Annotated in this window: 21 protein-coding genes; 5 read left to right on the top strand and 16 right to left on the bottom strand. The window is 60.5% G+C overall.

Features of this window, described 5'->3' with window-relative positions:
- Positions 1–5: 5 nt before the first annotated feature.
- From DET50_RS12340 to DET50_RS19745, 7 genes are all read right to left on the bottom strand, one after another.
- On the bottom strand, positions 6–1,157 hold the full coding sequence (locus tag DET50_RS12340; protein ID WP_113863144.1) for a cupin domain-containing protein: 1,152 nt from the start codon (positions 1,155–1,157) through the stop codon (positions 6–8).
- A gap of 15 nt (positions 1,158–1,172) precedes the next feature.
- Entirely contained in the window at positions 1,173–2,540 is a 1,368-nt protein-coding gene (gene purB / locus DET50_RS12335; protein WP_113863143.1) for an adenylosuccinate lyase, read from the bottom strand.
- 104 nt (positions 2,541–2,644) lie between these two features.
- A complete protein-coding gene (gene hflD / locus DET50_RS12330) occupies positions 2,645–3,283 on the bottom strand; it encodes a high frequency lysogenization protein HflD (RefSeq protein ID WP_113863142.1) in 639 nt (212 codons plus the stop codon).
- Positions 3,280–4,458, bottom strand: a complete 1,179-nt coding sequence (mnmA, locus tag DET50_RS12325; protein WP_113863141.1) for a tRNA 2-thiouridine(34) synthase MnmA — start codon at positions 4,456–4,458, stop codon at positions 3,280–3,282. Before mnmA ends, hflD begins: the two co-directional genes overlap by 4 nt.
- Before the next feature lie 48 nt (positions 4,459–4,506).
- The gene (locus DET50_RS12320; RefSeq protein ID WP_113863140.1) at positions 4,507–4,956 is read right to left on the bottom strand and encodes an NUDIX hydrolase; all 450 of its coding nucleotides are present in this window, start codon (positions 4,954–4,956) and stop codon (positions 4,507–4,509) included.
- Positions 4,953–5,570, bottom strand: a complete 618-nt coding sequence (locus DET50_RS12315; protein WP_113863193.1) for a pseudouridine synthase — start codon at positions 5,568–5,570, stop codon at positions 4,953–4,955. Before DET50_RS12315 ends, DET50_RS12320 begins: the two co-directional genes overlap by 4 nt.
- A gap of 227 nt (positions 5,571–5,797) precedes the next feature.
- Positions 5,798–6,106: a cold shock domain-containing protein gene (locus DET50_RS19745; RefSeq protein WP_113863139.1), complete on the bottom strand. Its 309-nt coding sequence runs from the start codon at positions 6,104–6,106 to the stop codon at positions 5,798–5,800.
- Positions 6,107–6,437: 331 nt separating this feature from the next.
- Here DET50_RS19745 and clpS point away from each other — a divergent pair, with 331 nt between their 5' ends.
- Together clpS and clpA are read left to right on the top strand one after the other, a co-directional pair.
- A complete protein-coding gene (gene clpS, locus DET50_RS12305) occupies positions 6,438–6,797 on the top strand; it encodes an ATP-dependent Clp protease adapter ClpS (RefSeq protein WP_091999910.1) in 360 nt (119 codons plus the stop codon).
- Between the two features lie 18 nt (positions 6,798–6,815).
- Positions 6,816–9,086 (top strand): ATP-dependent Clp protease ATP-binding subunit ClpA, encoded by a 2,271-nt coding sequence (clpA, locus tag DET50_RS12300; protein WP_113863138.1) that lies wholly within the window; start codon positions 6,816–6,818, stop codon positions 9,084–9,086.
- Positions 9,087–9,192: 106 nt separating this feature from the next.
- On the opposite strand, the gene infA is transcribed toward clpA, so the two are convergent.
- The 8 genes from infA to DET50_RS12260 all read right to left on the bottom strand — a co-directional run bounded on the left by infA (position 9,193) and on the right by DET50_RS12260 (position 15,254).
- Positions 9,193–9,411, bottom strand: coding sequence for a translation initiation factor IF-1 (gene infA, locus DET50_RS12295; RefSeq protein ID WP_014421226.1), 219 nt, complete (start codon positions 9,409–9,411; stop codon positions 9,193–9,195).
- 81 nt (positions 9,412–9,492) lie between these two features.
- Complete coding sequence (locus tag DET50_RS12290) at positions 9,493–10,206, bottom strand: arginyltransferase (protein ID WP_113863137.1); 714 nt, start codon at positions 10,204–10,206, stop codon at positions 9,493–9,495.
- Complete coding sequence (aat, locus tag DET50_RS12285; protein WP_113863136.1) at positions 10,207–10,920, bottom strand: leucyl/phenylalanyl-tRNA--protein transferase; 714 nt, start codon at positions 10,918–10,920, stop codon at positions 10,207–10,209.
- Positions 10,921–10,945: 25 nt separating this feature from the next.
- Positions 10,946–11,899, bottom strand: a complete 954-nt coding sequence (gene trxB, locus DET50_RS12280; protein ID WP_091999898.1) for a thioredoxin-disulfide reductase — start codon at positions 11,897–11,899, stop codon at positions 10,946–10,948.
- Positions 11,900–11,950: 51 nt separating this feature from the next.
- Positions 11,951–12,862 (bottom strand): AAA family ATPase, encoded by a 912-nt coding sequence (locus tag DET50_RS12275; RefSeq protein WP_113863135.1) that lies wholly within the window; start codon positions 12,860–12,862, stop codon positions 11,951–11,953.
- A gap of 7 nt (positions 12,863–12,869) precedes the next feature.
- Positions 12,870–13,793 carry a carbon-nitrogen hydrolase gene (locus DET50_RS12270; RefSeq protein ID WP_113863134.1) on the bottom strand — a complete coding sequence of 308 codons (924 nt, stop codon included), beginning with the start codon at positions 13,791–13,793 and terminating at the stop codon, positions 12,870–12,872.
- The gene (locus tag DET50_RS12265) at positions 13,790–14,842 is read right to left on the bottom strand and encodes an agmatine deiminase family protein (protein WP_113863133.1); all 1,053 of its coding nucleotides are present in this window, start codon (positions 14,840–14,842) and stop codon (positions 13,790–13,792) included. The genes DET50_RS12270 and DET50_RS12265 overlap by 4 nt, the downstream gene beginning before the upstream one ends.
- A 103-nt stretch (positions 14,843–14,945) precedes the next feature.
- Entirely contained in the window at positions 14,946–15,254 is a 309-nt protein-coding gene (locus DET50_RS12260) for a hypothetical protein (RefSeq protein ID WP_113863132.1), read from the bottom strand.
- A 261-nt stretch (positions 15,255–15,515) separates the two neighbouring features.
- Here DET50_RS12260 and DET50_RS12255 point away from each other — a divergent pair, with 261 nt between their 5' ends.
- Complete coding sequence (locus tag DET50_RS12255; RefSeq protein WP_113863131.1) at positions 15,516–16,757, top strand: lipoprotein-releasing ABC transporter permease subunit; 1,242 nt, start codon at positions 15,516–15,518, stop codon at positions 16,755–16,757.
- Positions 16,750–17,460 carry an ABC transporter ATP-binding protein gene (locus tag DET50_RS12250; RefSeq protein WP_181799983.1) on the top strand — a complete coding sequence of 237 codons (711 nt, stop codon included), beginning with the start codon at positions 16,750–16,752 and terminating at the stop codon, positions 17,458–17,460. The genes DET50_RS12255 and DET50_RS12250 overlap by 8 nt, the downstream gene beginning before the upstream one ends.
- On the opposite strand, the gene DET50_RS12245 is transcribed toward DET50_RS12250, so the two are convergent.
- The gene (locus tag DET50_RS12245; protein WP_113863130.1) at positions 17,448–17,993 is read right to left on the bottom strand and encodes a DUF2062 domain-containing protein; all 546 of its coding nucleotides are present in this window, start codon (positions 17,991–17,993) and stop codon (positions 17,448–17,450) included. The genes DET50_RS12250 and DET50_RS12245 overlap by 13 nt on opposite strands.
- Positions 17,994–18,194: 201 nt before the next feature.
- On the opposite strand from DET50_RS12245, the gene DET50_RS12240 reads away from it, so the two are divergent.
- Positions 18,195–20,498 (top strand): DNA internalization-related competence protein ComEC/Rec2, encoded by a 2,304-nt coding sequence (locus tag DET50_RS12240; RefSeq protein ID WP_258546122.1) that lies wholly within the window; start codon positions 18,195–18,197, stop codon positions 20,496–20,498.
- The last annotated feature ends 66 nt before the right edge of the window (positions 20,499–20,564 follow it).

The following is a 20,564-nucleotide window of genomic DNA, read 5'->3' as shown; positions in this document are numbered from 1 at the left end:
CACTCCTATTCGAAATAGACCGAGCCCTGGTTGTACAGGGTCGTCAGCAGTCCGAGCAGGGCGGGGTCCGCAGCGAATCCGGCGAGTGCTTTCATATCCACACGGGCCGCGGCGCACAGCAGGGGTGCGAGCGGGCGGGCATCGCCCTTGAGCAGGTATTGCTCGCCATCCACAAACAGTGCGGTGTCTTCGCCGAGTTCGTAAAAGGCGAATCTGGAGCCCTCGTTCCAGCGAAGCTGTTCGCCGGCGCTGATGGCCTCTGCCAGGTCCTCTTCGGACGCCGGCTCCTCGGCGGGAACCACGATATCCAGACTCTTCGGCGCAGTGGCGTACTGGCCAAACCACAGGGCAAGCTGCCGGCGGTTGCCGACTTTCTCCTGGATGATGCCGTTGAGCCGGTCAATCACCTCCGGGGCAATGGTGCCGGGATTGTCCTGAACCTTGAGGTCGGGATCGTTGATGTGCTCGGCGGCGTCTGACTGGCCACAGAGGAAGTCGGTAAAACCGGTCAGGATGTCGTCGATGGTGGGCGCCCGGAAGCCGACCGACAGGGTAATGCAATCGTCCTCGGCGACACCGTGATGGCCGATGCCCGGCGGCAGGTAGAGCATATCGCCCGGAGCCAGGGTGACGGTTTCCTCGCCTTCCCAGCTGCTCAGGATCCGCAGGGGCGTGCCTTCCACCCTGGGCGAGGTATGGTCGCACTGACCGCCGAAGGTCCAGCGGCGATGGCCCTGGGCCTGGAGCAGAAACACATCATATTGATCGTAATGGGGGCCGACGCTGCCACCTTTCGGGGCGTAACTGGCCATGATGTCATCGAGGCGCCAGTTGGGAATGAACCGGAAGTGTTCGAGCAGGTCGGCAATTTCCGGAACCCAGTGGTCCAGCCCCTGAACCAGAAGCGTCCAGTCCTGCTCCGGCAGGTCGCTGAACCGGTCTGGCGTGAAGGGGCCGTTGTGCAACTGCCAGGGCTTGCCGTCGTCATTCTCGATGACGATCCGGGATTCCACGCCTTCCTCGCAGGCCAGGCCGGCCAGCTCATCCGGGCTGACCGGGCACTGGAAACCCGGAAAAGCCTGGCGGATCACCAAGGGTTTTTTCTGCCAGTAGTCCCGCAGAAATTCGGAAGGTGTCAGTCCGCCAAGCATGTCCATGGTGTGCTCCCGCTATCAGATGTTGCGCGCCTGCTCTCTGGCATTGCCAATGTAGTTGCCCGGTGTGAGGGCCATCAACTCTGCCTTGGCGGCGTCCGGAATGTCGAGGGTTTCCACGAAATTCTTGATCACTTCCGGAGTCATCGCCTTGCCCCGGGTCAAAGCCTTGAGCTTTTCATAGGGCTTTTCGATGTTGTAGCGGCGCATGACGGTCTGGATCGGCTCGGCCAGGACTTCCCAGGCGTGGTCCAGATCCTCGTCCAGGCGGGCCGGGTTGATTTCCAGTTTGCCCAGACCCTTGAGGGTCGCTTCGTAGGCAATCAGGCTGTGGCCGAAGCCGACGCCGAGGTTGCGCAGCACGGTTGAATCGGTCAAATCCCGCTGCCAGCGGGAGATCGGCAGCTTCGCCGCCAGGTGATCGAACAGGGCGTTGGCAATACCCAGGTTGCCCTCGGAGTTCTCGAAGTCGATGGGGTTGACCTTGTGCGGCATGGTTGAGGAGCCCACTTCGCCTTCCACTGTTCTCTGCTTGAAGTAACCCAGAGAGATATAGCCCCAGACATCCCGGTCGAGGTCGATCAGGATGGTGTTGAACCGGGCAATGGCATCGTACAGCTCGGCAATGTAGTCGTGGGGCTCGATCTGGGTGGTGTACGGGTTCCAGTCCAGGCCCAGGCTCTCGACGAACTCTTCAGCGTTGGCGGCCCAGTCCACGTTCGGGTAGGCGGACATGTGGGCGTTGTAGTTACCCACGGCGCCGTTGATTTTGCCCATGATTTCCACTTCGCGGATCTGCATCAGCTGGCGGCGCAGGCGGTACACCACGTTGGCCAGTTCCTTGCCCACGGTGGTGGGGGAGGCGGTCTGGCCGTGGGTCCGGGACAGCATGGGCTGGTCCGCGTGTTCCTTCGCCAGTTCCGCCAGTTTGTCGACCACCCGGTCCATCGCCGGCAACAGGCCGTGATCCAGGCCTTCACGCAGCATCAGGGCATGGGAGAGGTTGTTGATGTCCTCGGAGGTGCAGGCAAAGTGCACAAACTCGGTGACCGCATGCAGCTCGGGAACCCCGGCAATCTTTTCCTTGATGAAGTACTCGACCGCCTTGACGTCGTGGTTCGTGGTACGTTCGATTTCCTTGATGCGCTCGGCGTCTTCCAGGCTGAATTCGCTGACCAGCTTGTCGAGGAAGCTGGTGGCTTCGGCGGAGAACGCAGGCACTTCGGTGATCTCCGGGTGCGCGGCCAGCTTCTGAAGCCAGCGGATTTCGACGGTTACCCGGTTACGGATCAGGCCATACTCGCTGAAGATGCTGCGGAATACGCTGACTTTGCTGCCATAGCGTCCATCGACCGGGGAAATGGCGGTCAGGGCGGTGAGTTCCATCGAAAACCTCTCAAGTGATCAAAGAATCGAAACAAACTGGGAAACAGGGGTGCCAATGATACACCAGCGGGCCCTCTGAATCAGCGTTAATCCCGGCTATGCCGTTACAGCGGCTGGCGTGCCTTCTCGGCCAGTTCCCGGGCATGGTGGATAACCTTGCGCCGGGAGAAGATCAGCTGCCAGCGGCGCCCGCCGCACTGGCGCCAGAGCACGGCTGAGCGGATACCGGCCAGCAGGAGCGCCCGTACCTTGTCGGCGTTCTCTTCACGCTGCAGCACCGTGGGGTCACCGGTGACCTGGATGCGCTGCCGGAAGGTACTGATGGTGTCGGCGTAGATGGAGGCCAGGTTGCCGATCAGGTTGGCGTGGGTATAGCCGAAATGGCTGGCGGTATGGCGGGCCTGGTCGATCCGGCTGCCGATCACGTCCAGCATGTCGGAACGGCGGTTCAGCTTGGACTCCAGGTGGATCAGGTTGAGCACGTATTTGAGCACCTCGATATCCCGCTGCTTGCTTTGCTGGCTCATGACCGTGGAAAGGGTAACGAGGCCCTCCCGGATGTCGGACAGCTCGCCGCCATAGACGTCCAGGGTTGAGGCCGGGTCGGTGGCAAACAGCGAACGGATGCAGGTCTCCAGGGATGCCGGGTTGCACTGACCGTTGTGGGCGATCTGCTGCACCAGGTTGGCCGCCTGGAACACACCGGCCAGCGCGAGGGTCTGATCATGCAGGGACCGGCTCATGCGCTGGCTTCCTTCTGTTCCGTACTCTGGAGGCGCTCGGGCAGGGGCTCGTCATCACGCCAGGTTTCCTCGATCACGCCGCCGCCAAGGCAGATTTCGCCATCGTAGAAGACCACGGACTGACCGGGAGTAACCGCACGCTGGGCATCGTCAAAGACAACCTTCACGCCACTTTCCAGCACAGTTACCTCGCAGTCCTGATCCGGCTGACGATAGCGGGTCTTGGCCTTGCAGCGGAATTGCCTGGCCGGTGGCTCGCCGGCCACCCAGTCGATCGGGCCCGAGACCAGACCCCGTGAAAAAAGCAGGGGATGGTGTTTGCCCTGGACAGCAATCAATACGTTGCGTGTCAGATCCTTGTCGGCTACGTACCAGGGTTCGTCTCCGAACTCGCTGAGACCGCCGATTCCCAGGCCCTGGCGCTGGCCGATGGTGTGATACATCAGACCCTGGTGCCGGCCGATGACCTGGCCGTCCGGGGTTTCGATATCACCCGGCTGGGCCGGCAGATACTGTTTCAGGAAGTCCCGGAACTTGCGCTCGCCGATGAAACAGATGCCGGTGGAATCCTTCTTGTCATGGGTGACAAAACCCTGTTCCTCGGCAATCCGCCGTACCTCGGGTTTTTCCAGTTCGCCGACCGGGAACAGGGTGCGGGCGATCCGCTCGCCGGAAACCGCATGGAGAAAATAGCTCTGGTCCTTGTTGGGATCGAGACCTTTCAGCAGCAGGGCCCTGCCGGAGCCGTCCTCGAGCGGGCGCTGGCGGGCATAGTGCCCGGTGGCAATGTAATCCGCGCCCAGGGTGATGGCATAGTCGAGGAAGGCCCGGAACTTCACTTCCTTGTTGCACAGGATGTCCGGGTTGGGGGTGCGCCCGGCCTTGTACTCGGACAGGAAGTGTTCGAACACGCGGTCCCAGTATTCTGCCGCGAAGCTTGCGGTGTGCAGCTTGATTCCGATGTCATCGGCCACGGCCTGGGCGTCTGCCAGGTCGGTCATGGCGGTACAGTATTCGGTGCCGTCGTCTTCGTCCCAGTTCTTCATGAACAGGCCCTCGACCTGGTACCCCTGCTGTTTCAGAAGCCAGGCAGCCACGGAAGAATCGACGCCGCCGGACATGCCGACGATGACACGGGTGGATTCCGGAGACTTGGTATGGGGTGTTGTGCTCATGTCAGCCCTGTTGCCGCTAAAACAGTCGATTCTAACATTTCCGCGGAATCACGTCTGCGCATCGACGATGACGTCAAGCGGGTAACGGCGGCCATTTCGGTAATCTTCTATGCACTGGAGCACCAGGGGGCTGCGCAGCTTGTCCCCGAGTTGGCGAATGTCGTCAAGGTCAAGCCAGTGGGCGGCGATGATGCCATCGTCGAGCTCGGAAGAGTGATGGCGAACCGCCTCTGCCGCGTAGCAGAAGCGATAATAGGTGACGCCGTTGGCGGGCGCCTTGTAGGTGTATACCCCGAGAAAATGGCGGGGTTCAACCTGCCAGCCGGTTTCCTCGAGGGTTTCCCGGCGTACGGCATCGAGGATGGCTTCATCTTCCTCGACGTGCCCGGCGGGCTGGTTGAAGACCACCTGCCCGCCGCTGACCTCCTCGACCATGAGAAAGCGCCCGCGGTCATCTTCGACAATAACGGCAACGGTTGCGTGGGGTGTCCAGGTCATGATCGGGAGCGTCTCCTGCTGGGTCGGTGTTTGGCCGGTTGCTTTGTGGCCGGCATGTGCACGGCCAGGGTGCGGTATTCGCCCGGGGCCAGGTTGTCCAGTGTCCAGTCCCCGATACGGTAGCGGATCAGGCGCAGTGTGGGAAAGCCGACAGCAGCGGTCATGCGCCTGACCTGTCGATTCTTGCCTTCGGTAATGGTCAGCTCGATCCAGCTGGTGGGTACGGACTCCCGGCGCCGGACCGGTGGCACGCGGGGCCACACCCGAGGGTTCTTCATACGCGTTGCCCGGGCGGGGCGGGTCTTGCCGTCCTTGAGTTCGACCCCGGCTGCAAGCTGGGACAGGGCTGCGTCGGTGATGTCGCCTTCCACCTGGACCCAATAGGTTTTGGGCATTTTCAGCGAAGGGGAGGCGATCCGGTGCTGCAGGGAGCCATCACCGGTGAGCAGCAAGAGGCCCTCGGAATCAAAATCGAGACGACCGGCCGGGTAGACGTTCTCAAGCGGAATCCAGTCAGCCAGGGTCTGGCGGGGAGACTGGCCCGGGTCGTTGCGTCGGTCGGTGAACTGGCAGAGAACCTGGAAAGGTTTGTTGAACAGAACGAGTTCGGCCATGCCTGCAATGCGTATCGTGGGTTGCTGATTGGACGGGATGGAGGCCTGCAGGGTACCCGAATCCGGGAATTTGGCAACAGGGGTCTGGGCAATAAACACCTGAGCGGGCCGGCGCGTCAGCCGCCCGCCGTATCGATCCCGGTTCTTCAACAGCCCGGCTGGCGCTGGCGCCAGCCATCCGGTTCATACCTGCCTGTCAGGCAGGTATGGGGAAACAGCTTGCCGCCTCAGGCGTTTACTGCCCGCGGGGGGTAGTCTCCACGGCCCTCGTCGCGGGGGTCGGACTTCTTTTCGCTGCTACCGGAAGGTGCCTGGGACTGCCGGGAAGGCATCTCCTCGGGCACGATGTTGACTGCGTGAACTCCCTTGTCACTGGGTTTCTTGTCAAAGGTGACGGCCTGACCGGCTTTCAGTGTCTTGTAGCCGTCCATCTGAACCGAGGAAAAGTGGGCAAACAGGTCGTCACTGCAGCCATCCTCGACGATGAATCCGTAGCCCTTGGCATTGTTGAACCACTTGACCTTGCCTCTTGGCATGATGAACTCCCCTGTTCTTTTGCTGTCAGTTCTTATTATTCGTTACACCCGGAATCCCGGAACTCCGCCGGGATCCTGTTGCTTGTTTGTGCGCTCGGTTACGTTTGCATCGCATACATTTACATTATTTTACAATGCTCCTTAACTGTCGACCAATCAGCGCCCGTAGTCAATAGTTTCTATCGAGGTTATGTGTGGTTTAACGCGGTCCGGAAGCTGTATCATCCCCGTATTGATAAATATCTCACGCTCGGGGACTCGGGCCGCTTGAAAACCCGTCCCCGGACAACCACATTTAACCCGAGGACACCGAGTAAACCGGTAAAGAAACATGCGGACTATCGACAATTCTCTACTAGTATTGAATCAGGGGGAGGACGATCAGCCAGGCCGACAGGACGACCTCAGTGTTGCGCCCGAAAAGCCTGCTCTGAAGCGCCCGGCGCGTTACCGGGTCGTGCTTCTGAACGATGACTACACCCCCATGGACTTCGTGGTGGATGTATTGATGAAGTTCTTCGGAATGAACGAGGAGAAGGCGACGCAGGTGATGCTGCTCGTCCATACGCAGGGAAAAGCCGTATGTGGGGTATATACCCGAGACATCGCAGAAACAAAGGCAGCACAGGTGAACCAGTATTCCTCGGAATGCGAACATCCGCTCCTTTGCGAGATTGAACGTGCGGACTGACAGACGTTGGGGTGGCCCATGCTGAGCAAAGATCTTGAAATTACGCTGAATACGGCCTTCAAAAATGCCCGGGACAAGCGTCATGAATTCATGACCGTCGAGCATTTACTGTTGGCTCTGCTTGATAATGAATCGGCGGTGGGCGTCCTCAAAGCCTGTGGTGCTGACCTCAAGCGCCTCGAGGAAGAACTGGTGGAATTCGTCGATTCCACCACACCACTGATTCCCAGTAACGACAGCGAACGTGAAACCCAGCCCACGCTGGGCTTCCAGCGCGTGCTGCAGCGGGCTGTTTTCCACGTCCAGTCCTCTGGCAAGAAGGAGGTGACCGGTGCGAATGTCCTGGTCGCCATCTTCAGCGAGCAGGAAAGCCAGGCGGTGTATGTGCTGAAGAAGCAGAGCATTGCCCGCATCGACGTGGTCAATTTCGTTTCCCATGGCATCTCCCGGGTTCAGGGTGCCGAGGATCAGGAAGGGCATGACCAGGCTTCCCACGAGGAGGCAGGTGAAGAGGGCTCCCAGTCCAAGCCGCTGGAAAGCTATGCCACGAACCTGAACGAGCAGGCCCGTCAGGGTCGTATCGACCCGCTGATCGGCCGTGAGCACGAAGTCGAGCGGGTGGTCCAGATCCTGGCCCGTCGCCGCAAGAACAACCCGCTGCTGGTGGGTGAGGCCGGCGTCGGCAAGACCGCCATCGCCGAAGGCCTGGCCAAGCGGATCGTGGACGGTCAGGTGCCGGACATCATCTCTGATGCGGTGGTCTACTCCCTGGATATGGGCGCGTTGCTGGCCGGTACCAAGTACCGGGGTGACTTCGAGAAGCGCCTGAAAGGTCTGCTGAGCGAGCTGAAGAAACAGCAGCATGCGATCCTGTTCATCGACGAGATCCATACCATCATCGGTGCGGGATCCGCGTCCGGCGGGGTGATGGATGCGTCCAACCTGCTCAAGCCGATGCTCAGCTCCGGTGAGATCCGCTGTATCGGTTCCACTACCTATCAGGAGTTCCGGGGCATCTTCGAGAAGGACAGCGCGTTGGCTCGTCGTTTCCAGAAGATCGATGTCAACGAGCCGAGCGTCGAGGATACCTACCAGATCCTCAAAGGCCTCAAGCCCAACTTCGAGAAGCACCATGATCTGAAGTACACGGACAAGGCCCTGCGGGTAGCGGCGGAACTGGCGGATCGCTACATTACCGATCGCCACTTGCCGGACAAGGCCATCGATGTAATCGACGAGGCGGGTGCCCGCCAGCGTATGCTGCCGGAAAACAAGCGCAAGAAGACTGTCGACGTCTCGGAAATCGAGGACGTGGTGGCTAATATCGCGCGGATTCCGCCGAAGAATGTGTCCACCAGCGACAAGGATCTGCTCCGCAACCTGGAGCGGGATCTGAAGATGGTGGTGTTCGGGCAGGACCCGGCTATCGAATCCCTGGCGACGGCCATCAAGCTTGCCCGCGCCGGCCTGAAGGCACCGGAGAAGCCGGAGGGCGGGTTCCTGTTTGCCGGCCCCACCGGGGTGGGCAAGACCGAGGTGACCAAGCAACTGGCGAAGGTGCTGGGCATCGAGCTGGTGCGCTTCGACATGTCCGAGTACATGGAGCGGCATACAGTGTCACGCCTGATTGGTGCACCGCCGGGCTACGTCGGGTACGACCAGGGTGGTCTGCTGACCGAGGCCGTCAACAAGCATCCGCACTGCGTGTTGCTGCTTGACGAGATCGAGAAGGCGCATCCCGAGGTCTTCAACCTGCTGTTGCAGGTGATGGACCATGGTACCCTGACTGACAACAACGGCCGCAAGGCGGACTTCCGCCACGTGATTCTGGTGATGACCACCAACGCCGGTGCCGAGAGCATGGCCCGTCGTTCCATCGGCTTCAGCGAGCAGGATCACAGCACCGATGGCATGGAGGTGATCACCAAGACTTTCACACCGGAATTCCGTAACCGCCTTGATGGCATCATCCAGTTCCGTGATCTCCAGAAGGAGACCATCACCCACGTGGTCGACAAGTTCCTCACCGAACTGCAGGCGCAGCTGGACGAGAAGCATGTGGTTCTGCATGTGGATGAGGACGCCAAGGCCTGGCTTGCGGAACGCGGTTACGACGTCACCATGGGTGCGCGCCCGATGTCCCGCCTGATCCAGGACAAGATCAAGCGGCCGCTGGCGGAGCAGATCCTCTTTGGTCGGCTCTCAGATCACGGCGGTGAGGTCTTCATCCATCTCAAGGGAGACGAGCTCGAGTTCGAGTACGAGGACGAACCCGCGGAAGCCGTCTGATTCCGGCCCATCCGGCGAAGCCGCTGCCTTGTGCAGCGGCTTTTTTATATCGCAGGCAACAAAAAACCCCGCCGTGGCGGGGTTTTTCAGATGTCACTGAGGCATATTAACGGGCGCGGTAAACAATGCGGCCCTTGCTCAGGTCATAGGGGGTCAGCTCAACCTTGACCTTGTCGCCAGTCAGGATGCGGATGTAGTTCTTGCGCATCTTGCCGGAAATGTGAGCAGTCACAACGTGACCGTTGCTCAGCTCAACGCGGAACATGGTGTTGGGAAGGGTGTCGATGATGACGCCTTCCATTTCAATGACATCTGATTTCGCCATTCAGTAGAAACCTCTCTTTGAATATGCTTCTCGTGATTTTAAATTGCGCAATTCTGCCTGATTTGTCGTCATTTGGCAAAGTCAGTTGTCATCCATCGTCCGCCAGTGGCCATCGCGCAGAGCCTCAATAGGCTGGAAACGGGTCTTGTAGTTCATTTTCCGGCATTCCTTGATCCAGTAACCCAGGTACAGATGTGGCAGGCCCTGGCGTCTGGCCTCTTCGATCTGCCAAAGGATGGCAAAGGTTCCCGGGCTGCGGTGCTCCAGTTCCGTGGCAAACACCGTGTAGATGGCCGACAGGCCGTCATCGAGCACATCCACGGCCGCAAGCCCCACCAGTTTGCCCTCCAGGCGCATCTCCAGGAACCAGGAATCCGTGGCGCCTTCCACCAGGAATGAGCTGAACTGCTCCCGGGACGGGGGATACATATCGCCGTCGCTGTGCCGCTCATTGATATACCGGGCATAGAGCGTGTAGTACTCCTCGGTGAACCGGGCGGGCACCATGTCACAATCAAGGTCCGCGTTCTTTTTCATCACCCGGCGCTGGCTCCGGTCCGGCTGGAACTCCTCTGTCTTCAGACGAACGGGGATACAGGCATTGCAGTGCTCGCAATGGGGCCGGTAGTAATGGGAGCCGCTGCGACGGAAACCCAGGGCGGTCAACTGACTGTACAGTTTCTTGTCGATATTGGCCCTCGGGTCGACAAACATCGTGGTTGCCTCCCGATCTGGCAGGTAACTGCAGTCATGGGGTGGAGTCGCAAAAAATACCAGCGTTCTGAGGTTACTCATTTACACCTCCGGTCCACGCCATTCCCAGGTGAAGGTCCAGTCGGACTGGTCCGGTTTCTGATCAACACATGCCCTGAGTATAGATAAAAACTCCGCCCTGGGAATGCTCCGGGCACCCATGGTCAGCAGGTGGCCGCTCTCCACCTGGCAATCCATCATCCGGTAGCCCCAAAGCCTCAGCTGGTTCGCCAGGTGCACCATCAGCACCTTCGACGCGTTGGTTTCCAGGGAAAACATGGATTCGCCAAAGAAGCAGCGACCGAGTGCAACCCCGTACATTCCGCCGGCCAGCTCGTTGTTGCGGTTCCAGATTTCAATGGAATGGGCAATGCCCCGCCGATGTAGCTCGGTATAGGCTGCCACCATGTCGTCGGTAATCCAGGTGCCTTCGGCACGGGTGGAGCCACACAGCCGGATGATCCGACTGAAAGCCCGGTCAGCGGTAACGTGGAATCGTCTCTGGTTCAGCGTTCGCCGCAGGCTCCGGGAAATGTGGATGTCGGGTGGGAACAGCACACAGCGGGGGTCCGGGGACCACCACAGGATCGGCTGGTCGTCGCTATACCAGGGGAAAATACCGTTCCGGTAGGCGAGCACCAGCCGGTCGGTGGAAAGATCACCGCCGAGGGCCAGGAGACCATCCGGGTCATCCAGGGCCTCCTCGGCGGGTGGGAACCACAGGTGGTCCGGTTCCAGCCAGGGGAGAGTGGTCATCCTGCTCCAGTCATTCCGGTCCGGCTCAGTCCTGCTGGTCCAGGAACTTCTCGGCGTCCAGTGCTGCCATGCAGCCGAAACCGGCAGAGGTTACTGCCTGGCGGTAGACGTGGTCGGCCACATCGCCGGCGGCGAATACGCCCGGAATACTGGACTGGGTCGCCATGCCTTCGAGGCCGGAACGGATACGGATGTAGCCATTGTCCATGTCCAGCTGACCTTCGAACAGGCTGGTGTTGGGTTTGTGGCCGATGGCGATGAACACGCCGGCAAGCTCGATGTCCTGCGTCGAGTCGTCCTTGGTGCTCTTGATGCGCATGCCGGTTACACCGGTGGCATCGCCGAGCACCTCGTCCAGGGTGTGGTCCCAGATGATGTTGACGTTGCCGTTCTCCGCCTTCTCGAACAGTTTGTCCTGCAGGATCTTCTCCGCCCGCAGGCTGTCGCGACGGTGCACCAGGGTCACTTCGTCGGCAATGTTGGACAGGTAGAGGGCTTCCTCGACCGCGGTATTGCCACCGCCAATCACCGCAACTTTCTGCTTGCGGTAGAAGAAGCCGTCACAGGTGGCGCAGGCGGAAACACCCTGGCCCTTGAACTTCTCTTCGGATTCCAGCCCCAGGTACATGGCGGAGGCCCCGGTGGCAATGATCAGCGCATCACAGGTGTATTCGCCACCGTCGCCCTTGAGCCGGAACGGACGGTTGCGCAGGTCAGCCTCGTTGATGGTGTCGTATACGATGCTGGTCTCGAACCGCTCGGCATGCTTCTGCATGCGCTGCATGAGCTCCGGACCCTGAACCCCATCGTTGTCCCCGGGCCAGTTGTCGACGTCGGTCGTGGTGGTGAGCTGGCCGCCGACTTCAATGCCGGTAATCAGCGTCGGGTTCAGGTTGGCGCGGGCCGCGTAGACTGCTGCGGTATAGCCGGCAGGACCTGAGCCGAGAATGATCAGTCGGGAGTGTTGGGTGTCGCTCATGAATGTCTCTCACTGATGTTTGAAAATGAATACTATGAGGTCAGACGGTTTTTATTCAAGTACCGAGACCGTCGCCAGCAATTGCCGGACCCGCTCGGCGCTCTTGCCTGATTCGCCTTGCTCGAGCCGGTGCTCCGCGACGGCCGGGAAGACGGCCTGGATATCGTCGGGCAGGACATGGTGGCGCCCCTCCATCATCGCCCAGGCCTTGGATGCCCGGAGCAGGCCAAGGCCAGCCCGGGGTGAAAGGCCGTAGAGCAGGCCCGGCATGCGCCGGCTCTGCTCCAGAAGCCGTTGCACGTAATCCAGCAGCGCCGGGCTGGCGGTGACCCGGGCGACGCCGTCCTGCAGGGTCCGGAGGTTCTCGGCAGAGAGCAGGGTGCCCAGTCGCTCCGTCATGGCGCGACGGTCCTCGCCCTCGAGCAGCTCCCGCTCGGCGCGCGGGTCCGGATAGCCTAGTCTCAGACGCATCAGGAACCGGTCCAGTTGGGATTCGGGCAGCGGAAACGTGCCGCCCTGTTCGATGGGGTTCTGGGTGGCAATCACGAAGAACGGCTCCGGCAGCGGGCGGGTCTCGCCCTCGATGGATACCTGCCGTTCTTCCATGGCTTCGAGCAGGGCACTCTGGGTTCTCGGGGAGGCCCGGTTGATCTCATCCGCCAGGACCACCTGGGCGAAGATGGGGCCGGGATGGAAGACCAGGGTGCCCGCGGCCTTGTCATACATGGAGTAGCCGAGTACATCGGCGGGCAACAGATCGTTGGTGAACTGGATGCGCTGGTAACTCAGCCCCATCACCTTCGCCAGGGCATGGGACAGGGTGGTTTTGCCCATGCCGGGAATGTCTTCGATCAGCAGATGGCCCCGGGCCAGCAGGCCGCACAGGGCAAGGCGTACTTGCCGGTCCTTGCCCAGGAGAATGCTGTTCAGTTCATCAACAACGCTGTCTACCAGTTTTTTCATCCGGTCCTCAGTCCCTCACCCGCTTCAGAATGTCGCCATAGGCATCGATACGACGGTCCCTGAGATACGGCCAGATCCGTCGAACCGATTCAGTGCGGGTTCGGTCGAGAGTGACAGAGAGTATGCATTCGTTGTCGTCATCGGCGCGGGCGAGGAATTCTCCCTGGGGCCCGCAGATAAAGCTGTTACCCCAGAAGCGGATGCCATCGGACTGACCGGAAGGGTCAGGTTCGGTGCCCACCCGGTTCGGTGCCACTACCGGAAGGTTGTTGGCGACGGCGTGCCCGCGTTGGACTGTCACCCAGGCTTCCAGCTGGCGGGCCTGCTCGTCCGGATCGTCGGTGACATCCCAGCCGATGGCGGTGGGGTAGATCAGGATCTCGGCGCCGGCGAGGGCCATGAGGCGGGCAGCCTCGGGGTACCACTGATCCCAGCACACCAGCACGCCGAGCCTGCCGACCGATGTGTCGATGGGCGTGAAGCCATTGCGGCCGTCGTTGAACTGGGCATCACCGGGGGTGAAATAGAATTTCTCGTAGAAGCCCGGATCATCGGGAATGTGCATCTTCCGGTAGATCCCGGCAATCTCGCCATCCCGTTCGAACACCACGGCAGTGTTGTGGTAAACGCCGTTCATGCGCCGCTCGAAAATCGAACCCACGACGACCACGCCCAGCTCCCGCGCCAGTGCGGACAATCGGTCGCTGGTTGGCCCGGGGATCGGCTCGGCGAGTTCGAACACCGAGGTATCTTCGGTCTGACAGAAATACAGGGTGGCGTGGAGTTCCTGCAGGACAATCAGCTCTGCGCCCTGGCTTGCCGCTTCACGAATCAGTTTTTCGCTGGTGGCCAGGCTGGCCGCCTTGTCCTCACTGCAGGCTTGCTGGATTGCTGCGATGCGAAGTTCGTGACTGTCGCGGGCCTTGCTCATGTATTAACCACTCCTGCGGGGATTTGCATGGTGACGCAATGCAGACTGCCGTGCTGGTAAACCAGTGGCCGGCAGTCAATGGGGATGATTTCCCGGTCCGGAAAAATGCCCTGCATGATCTTGATGGCCTCGTCGTCCTGGGTAACCCCGTATACTGGCAGCAAAACCGCACCGTTGATGATCAGGAAATTTGCGTAGGTGGCCGGCAGGCGCTCGCCATCCTCGTCGTAAACCGGGTCGGGCCAGGGCAGGGCAGTGAGCCGGTAGGGTTGGCCATTTTCCTGCCGGAATTCCCGCAGCTCCTCCTCCATGGCTGCCAGGGCGCTGTAGTGCTCGTCCGAAACATCCGGGCAGGTCACGTAGCAGATGTGGTCGGGAGCGCAGAAGCGGGCCAGGGTATCGATATGACTGTCGGTGTCATCGCCGGCCAGGTAGCCATGATTCAGCCAGAGTACCCGGTCGCTGCCAAGAATTTCGGTCAACAGGTGTTCAATGGCGGTGCGATCGAGGCTCGGGTTGCGACTCGGTGTGAGCAGGCACTCGCTGGTTGTCAGGATCGTGCCCTGGCCATCCGATTCGATGGAGCCACCCTCAAGCACGAAATCCACCGGCTTGAGTGGTGATGTGCCAAACACACCGGCATTGGCCAGGTGCCGGTTCAGGGCATCATCCTTTTCCCAGGGAAATTTGCCACCCCAGGCATTGAAGCGGAAGTCGAGCAGCTCAGGACCTTCTTCCGCCTGAACCGTGATTGGGCCGTGGTCCCGGGCCCAGGTGTCGTTGGCTGGCGCCGGAACGGTGACGACCCGGCCGGGCAGACGGTTTTCCTCCGCGTACCGGTTAAGGTTGTCGCCCAGTTCCTGGAGGCGGAAAACATGTTCGCAACTGATGACCAGATGCTCGAAGCGCAGCACCGCCCGGGCAATGGCCTCAAAGACGGGCTCCACCTCTTCGAGGCGGGCAGCCCAATCAGTACCGGGGTGGGGCCAGGTCAGCATTACGGCACTTTGAGGTGCCCACTCGGCGGGCAACACGCGTCTTGAAGTCACTGTTGAAGCTACCTTAACTCGCAAAAGCCGCCATTCTAACCAAGGACCGGCCCGGCGTCAGGACAGTCGCCGTGAAAACCGGCCGGTTGGCGGTGTATTTTTGTTATCGTCCGGTCTGGCGTTTCAGTACCGTATGAAGCACGAGATCCTTTTCGAAATAGACGACGAAATCCTGGTAATGCCACCGCGTAATGGGAGGCTCGCCAACGGGGCCACGAACTTCCAGCGGGTTGCCCCACTTTGCTCGAACCGAGGACTGGGACAGCCCCGTTTTCGGATAGTTTCCCTGGTTGCGGTCGGCCTGGCTGCCTACCGGAGTTCGAAGTTCTTCAGCCAGGACACCGCTGGCCGGTGCCAACGACAGGGCGGCCGTCAGGGCCAGTACACCGAACAGGGTTTTGTTGTTTCTCATTGATGGCTCTCCATTGACGCTACAGCTCTGGTCCTTGCGGGGTGCTCCGAAAGGACATGGATAAAACGTAATATCCGAAAAAGACTAGCAAAAGTCACCCGCTTTCCCCCAGTTTATACTGTTTGGGCCCGAAATTTTTGCCAAGGCTTTCACATGCAGGGTGCGGGAGGTCCGGTTGCAACCTATTTTCGACAAGGGCCATAATGCGCTCGACCACGCCGAGCTTGCCATTCAGGGATTCTAACAGAGCAGCACTCCTACATGTTCCGACCCTTATCTTTCTATATCGGTTTGCGGTACACCGCAGCCAAGCGCCGCAATCATTTCATCTCGTTTATCTCATTGACCTCCATGATCGGTCTGATGCTTGGTGTCGCCGTTCTGATCATTGTGTTGTCGGTGATGAACGGCTTTGATCGCGAACTCAAGCAACGGATCCTGGGCATGGTGCCCCATGCGGTCATTCAGGGTGCCGGCCCGCTGCCCGATTGGGAGGCAGTCGACGCCCGTGTGGAGGAACACCCGAGAGTGCTGGCCGCCGCGCCATTTATCCAGGGGCAGGGGATGGTGACCGGAGGCGGCGACGTTCGGGGCGTGATGCTCAATGGCATCCTTCCGGAACAGGAACGCACGGTTTCCATTATTGAAAACCACATGATCGAGGGCGACCTGGAGGACCTGGTGTCCGGTGAGTTTGGCATCATCGTGGGCCGGACCATGGCCGCGAGTCTTCGCCTCAAGGTAGGGGACAGGCTGACGGTCGTGCTGCCCGAGGCCTCCGTGACTCCGGCCGGCGTTCTGCCCCGTCTCAAGCGCTTTACCGTCAAGGGTATTTTCAGCGTGGGTGCGGAACTTGATGGTAACTACACGCTCGTGCACATGGACGATGCTGCCAAGCTGATGCGTACGGGCGGCAAAGCCCAGGGCGTGCGCCTGCTGGTGGATGACCTGTTCGCCGCCCCGAAAGTGGCGGAGGAGGCGGCGCGGCTTCTGGACGGTCGTTACTACATTTCCGACTGGACCCGGACCCACGGCAACCTGTTCCAGGCCATCCGTATGGAGAAGACCATGATCGGCCTGCTGCTCATGTTCATCGTGGCGGTAGCGGCGTTCAACATTGTTTCGACGCTGGTCATGGTAGTTACCGACAAGACCGCCGATATCGCCATTCTCCGGACCATGGGGGCGACCCCGGGGCGGATCATGCGGATCTTTATCGTTCAGGGTGCAGTGATCGGAGTGTTCGGGACCCTGGTGGGGACCACGCTGGGCGTGCTGGGGGCCTTGAATATCAGCGCGTTTATCTCCTGGCTGGAAAAAGTCCTCGGGCACCAGTTCCTGAGTGCTGACGTCTATTTCATCAGCTATCTGCCGTCCCAGCTCCGGATGGAGGACGTAATGATCATCAGCGGTGCCGGGCTGGCGATGAGCCTGCTGGCAACCATCTATCCGGCCTGGCGGGCATCCCGGATCGATCCGGCGGAGGCACTGCGGTATGAGTGAGGCAAAAGCTCCCATGAACGATAAAACACCGGTCATTGACTGCCGCCGCGTTACCCGCACCTACAACGAGGGTCCGGAAAAGCTCACAATTTTTTCCGATATCTCCCTGCAGGTCGGGGCCAGTGAGACCGTCGCGATTGTCGGCAGTAGCGGTGCAGGCAAAACCACGTTGCTGAACCTGCTGGGTGGGCTCGACAAGCCATCCTCGGGGCACATCCACATCTGTGGTGAGGATATTCATCGCATGTCGGAGGCGGGCAGGGCGCGGTTCCGGAACCGGCATCTCGGTTTTGTGTACCAGTTCCACCACCTGCTGCCGGAATTCACCGCCCTGGAGAATGTCATGATGCCCTGTGCTCTTGGCGGGCTTCCGGTCAAGGCAGCCCGTGACAAGGCAGCCTCGCTGCTGGAGAAGGTCGGCCTCGGCGCCCGTCTGACCCACAAGCCCGGCGAGTTGTCCGGGGGCGAGCGCCAGCGCGTGGCCATTGCCCGCGCCCTGGTGAACGAACCTGAATGCGTGTTGATGGACGAGCCCACCGGTAACCTGGATGAACACACTGGTGAGGGCGTTCAGGCGCTGATTGAAACCCTGCGTGACCAGTCCGGCATTGCCTTTGTCATGGTAACCCACGACATGCGGATGGCCCGGAGCCTGGGGCGGGTGATGCGGCTGGAACAGGGGCGTCTGCTTCAGGAAGCCTGATTGGCGGTGCGGCGGCGTTTGCGCCGCGCCAGCCGTCTCTCCCGCCAGTCCGAGCGGATTTTCCGGCGCCAGAGATACTGGATGACGAGGTAGGAAAGGCAGGCAAAGACGGTGGCGCAGATCAGTGAGCCCAGATACAGGGGGATCCCGATATCCACGAGCCGTTCGCTGATCCAGGGCCAGGAGAGTTCGAATTCAAAGGCCAGTACCGGCCGGTTCAGGATCCACGCCCCGACCTTGTAGTTGAAGTAGAACATGGGTGGCATGGTGACCGGGTTACTGATCCACACCAGCGCCACTGACAGGGGAAGGTTGGCGTTGAACCAGATGGCAAACAGCGCGGCCGCCACCATCTGGAACGGCATGGGAATGAAGCAGAACCAGATGCCGATGAGAAAGGCTCTGGCGACGCTGTGGCGATTGATGTGCCAGAGGTTCGGTTCATGAAGGATATCGCCCAGAAAGTGCAGTGATTTCATGGACTGCACCCGTTCCGGTGACGGCAGATATCGTTTCATGAACTTCTTTGGCATAGGAAGTTCTGCCTGTAAGCGTGTGATTGCACCGGCAAAAGGGATGTTGCCGGAGAATAAATATCAGGAGGACAAGGATTGTCCGCGAGTCATACCAGCTCTGAACAGCCGTATAAGCCGCAATCGCACGGCGTGGCGTTTCTCTGCGCCATAGCTTTCTCGTGCGGCGTTATCTTACTTTATCGCTTGTCGGTGTTACCAGTGTCGTGGTGGCTGGTGGCGGCCCTTGTGACAGCTTTTTACAGTGTGCTGGTGGCGAAGTCTCCGGCGCTACGGAAGCCGGCGCTGGTGGTTGCCGCCCTGACAGCCGGTCTGGCATGGGGCGGATGGCAGGCCGGGCACAAGTTGAGTCAGCGTCTGCCGCCGGATCTGGAGCGGATTCCCCTGGCAGTCGAGGGCTATGTCTGCGATATCCCGGCGGCCGGCAGTTTCAACAGCCTGCGCTTCAGCTTTTGCATTACCGACTGGCCCCGGAGGTCTGAATCGGGGCTGCCAGAGCGGCTGCGATTGAGCTGGTATGGCGGTGAGGCACAAACGCTGGCACACCATCGTCTGACCCTGACAGTGGTCCTGAGACGACCCCACGGGACACTCAATCCCTCGGGATTCAGGTACGAGGACTGGCTGTTCCGCAAAGGCTATCGCGCCACCGGTAGTGTCCGGTCGGCGGAGCCCACTCTAACCCTGCCTTGCAACCTGCACTGCCGTTACACCGCTGCCCACCAGTCCCTTGCACGCTGGGTGGAAGGCCGATTTTCCAGCGCCAGTCACTACCCGTTGATCGCATCCCTGATGATCGGCAACCGTGGTGCCATGGAGTCGTCTCACTGGGAAGTGCTCAAGGCAACCGGGACCATCCATCTGGTGGCCATATCGGGCCTGCACCTGGGGCTGGTGGCCCTTGGCGCGGGTTTTGTGGCCCGTCGGGCCTTGCTGGCCTTTCCCGGGCACCGGTTCTCCGAGGCCTCTTTACGCTGGGGCGTCTTTACCCTGGTTGGCGTCTGCTGTCTGGCTTATGCCCTGGCATCCGGGTTCACGGTACCGACACGCAGGGCATTGATCATGGTGATGATTGCCACCTGGGCTCTGATAGGTGGCAGGGAGACCTCGCCATGGAGGTCTGTGGCTCTGGCCTTCGCGACTGTTCTGTTTCTGGACCCCTTTGCCCCGCTGGATCAGGGGTTCTGGCTTTCATTCTCGGCGGTTGCCATCCTGCTCGTGACCTTCTCCGGAAGGCTGGGAGCCGTTGGTTGGCATACTGGGCTGGTCCTGGCCCAGATGGCCGTTTTTATCGGGCTCTGGCCCGTGCTTGCCCAATTCGGTCAGGGCCAGCCGGTTGCCGGACTGGTAGCCAACCTGATAGCCATCCCCTGGGTTTCGGTGATTGTGATGCCGGTCATCATCATTGGGGGCATGGTGGTCGCTCTCGTGCCGGCGCTGGTGGACTTGGTGGTCCCGTTGATGGATGCTGTGCTGGCGGGGCTCTGGTGGTTATTGGTCGGCCTTTCCAATTGGCAGGTGCCGGTGCTTTCGTCGGCAACCCTGCCACTGTTGCTGGTGGCCACATCCGGATTGCTGGCCTTGCGTCTACCCCTGCCGTGGTTTCCCGCGCTGGTGTTCAGTGCGGTCGTTCTGTGGTTGTGGCCCGGGTCGGGTTACGTCAGCGGTGGTCCGGTGAACCGGTATGTGCCTGTGCCGGAGGTGCGTATCCTGGATGTCGGCCAGGGGCTTTCGGTGCTGGTGCGCCATCGCCGGGAAGTGCTGCTCTACGATACCGGCCCGGCGGTACCGGGGGTGTTTTCAGCGATGGAATCAACGGTCCTGCCGAACCTGAAGGACCTCGGTGTCCGGCAAATAGACCAATTGGTGATCAGTCACAGTGACAGTGATCATGCCGGCGGTGTGGGTCTGTTGCTCCGCAGTCTGCCGGTAGGGCGGGTGATTGCCGGCGAACCAGAGACGCTTGAGGGGCCGGAAGTGCCGGCCCGGGTGCCTGTTGAAAGTTGTCAGCAGAAGAGGACCAGACTCGGAGCGCTGGAGCTGGCTTTCTGGCGGAATCCCGGTGATGTGGCCGGTAACGATGCCTCCTGTGTTCTGGTGGTCCGGCACAAGGCGACGGAGTGGATTCTGCCGGGGGATATCACCGATGCGGTTGAGGCCAGTTTCCTGGAAACCCTGGGGTCTGCCTCAGATCCTTCTCTGCATCGGGTTGTGCTGGCGCCCCATCATGGCAGCAAAACCTCGTCTTCTTCTGCCTGGGTCAATTCCCTGGCGCCGGATCATGTCATCTATACCGCCGGCTACCGGCACCGTTATGGTCACCCGCACCCCGACGTGGTTGCACGCTATCGGCAGATCGGGGCGGTAGCGCTGAATACCGCGTGCTCGGGCGGCATTACGTTCAGGGCAGCTCCCGGAGGGCTGGAAGTCCATGAAATGAGACATGATTCACCGTTCTGGATCGGTGGAGCGGGGCTGACCCGTGACCAATGTAAAATACCGTGACACAACGGGTGTGGCCTGAAACGGCAGCTATGCTAAAGTAGCGCGGCTTGTAACTAACGAGGGAGA

The sequence above is a fragment of the Marinobacter pelagius genome, from assembly GCF_003315345.1.
Lineage (GTDB): Bacteria > Pseudomonadota > Gammaproteobacteria > Pseudomonadales > Oleiphilaceae > Marinobacter > Marinobacter pelagius_A.
The sequence above is the reverse complement of the archived record's forward strand: the minus strand, read 5'-3'. Positions and strand labels throughout refer to the sequence as shown.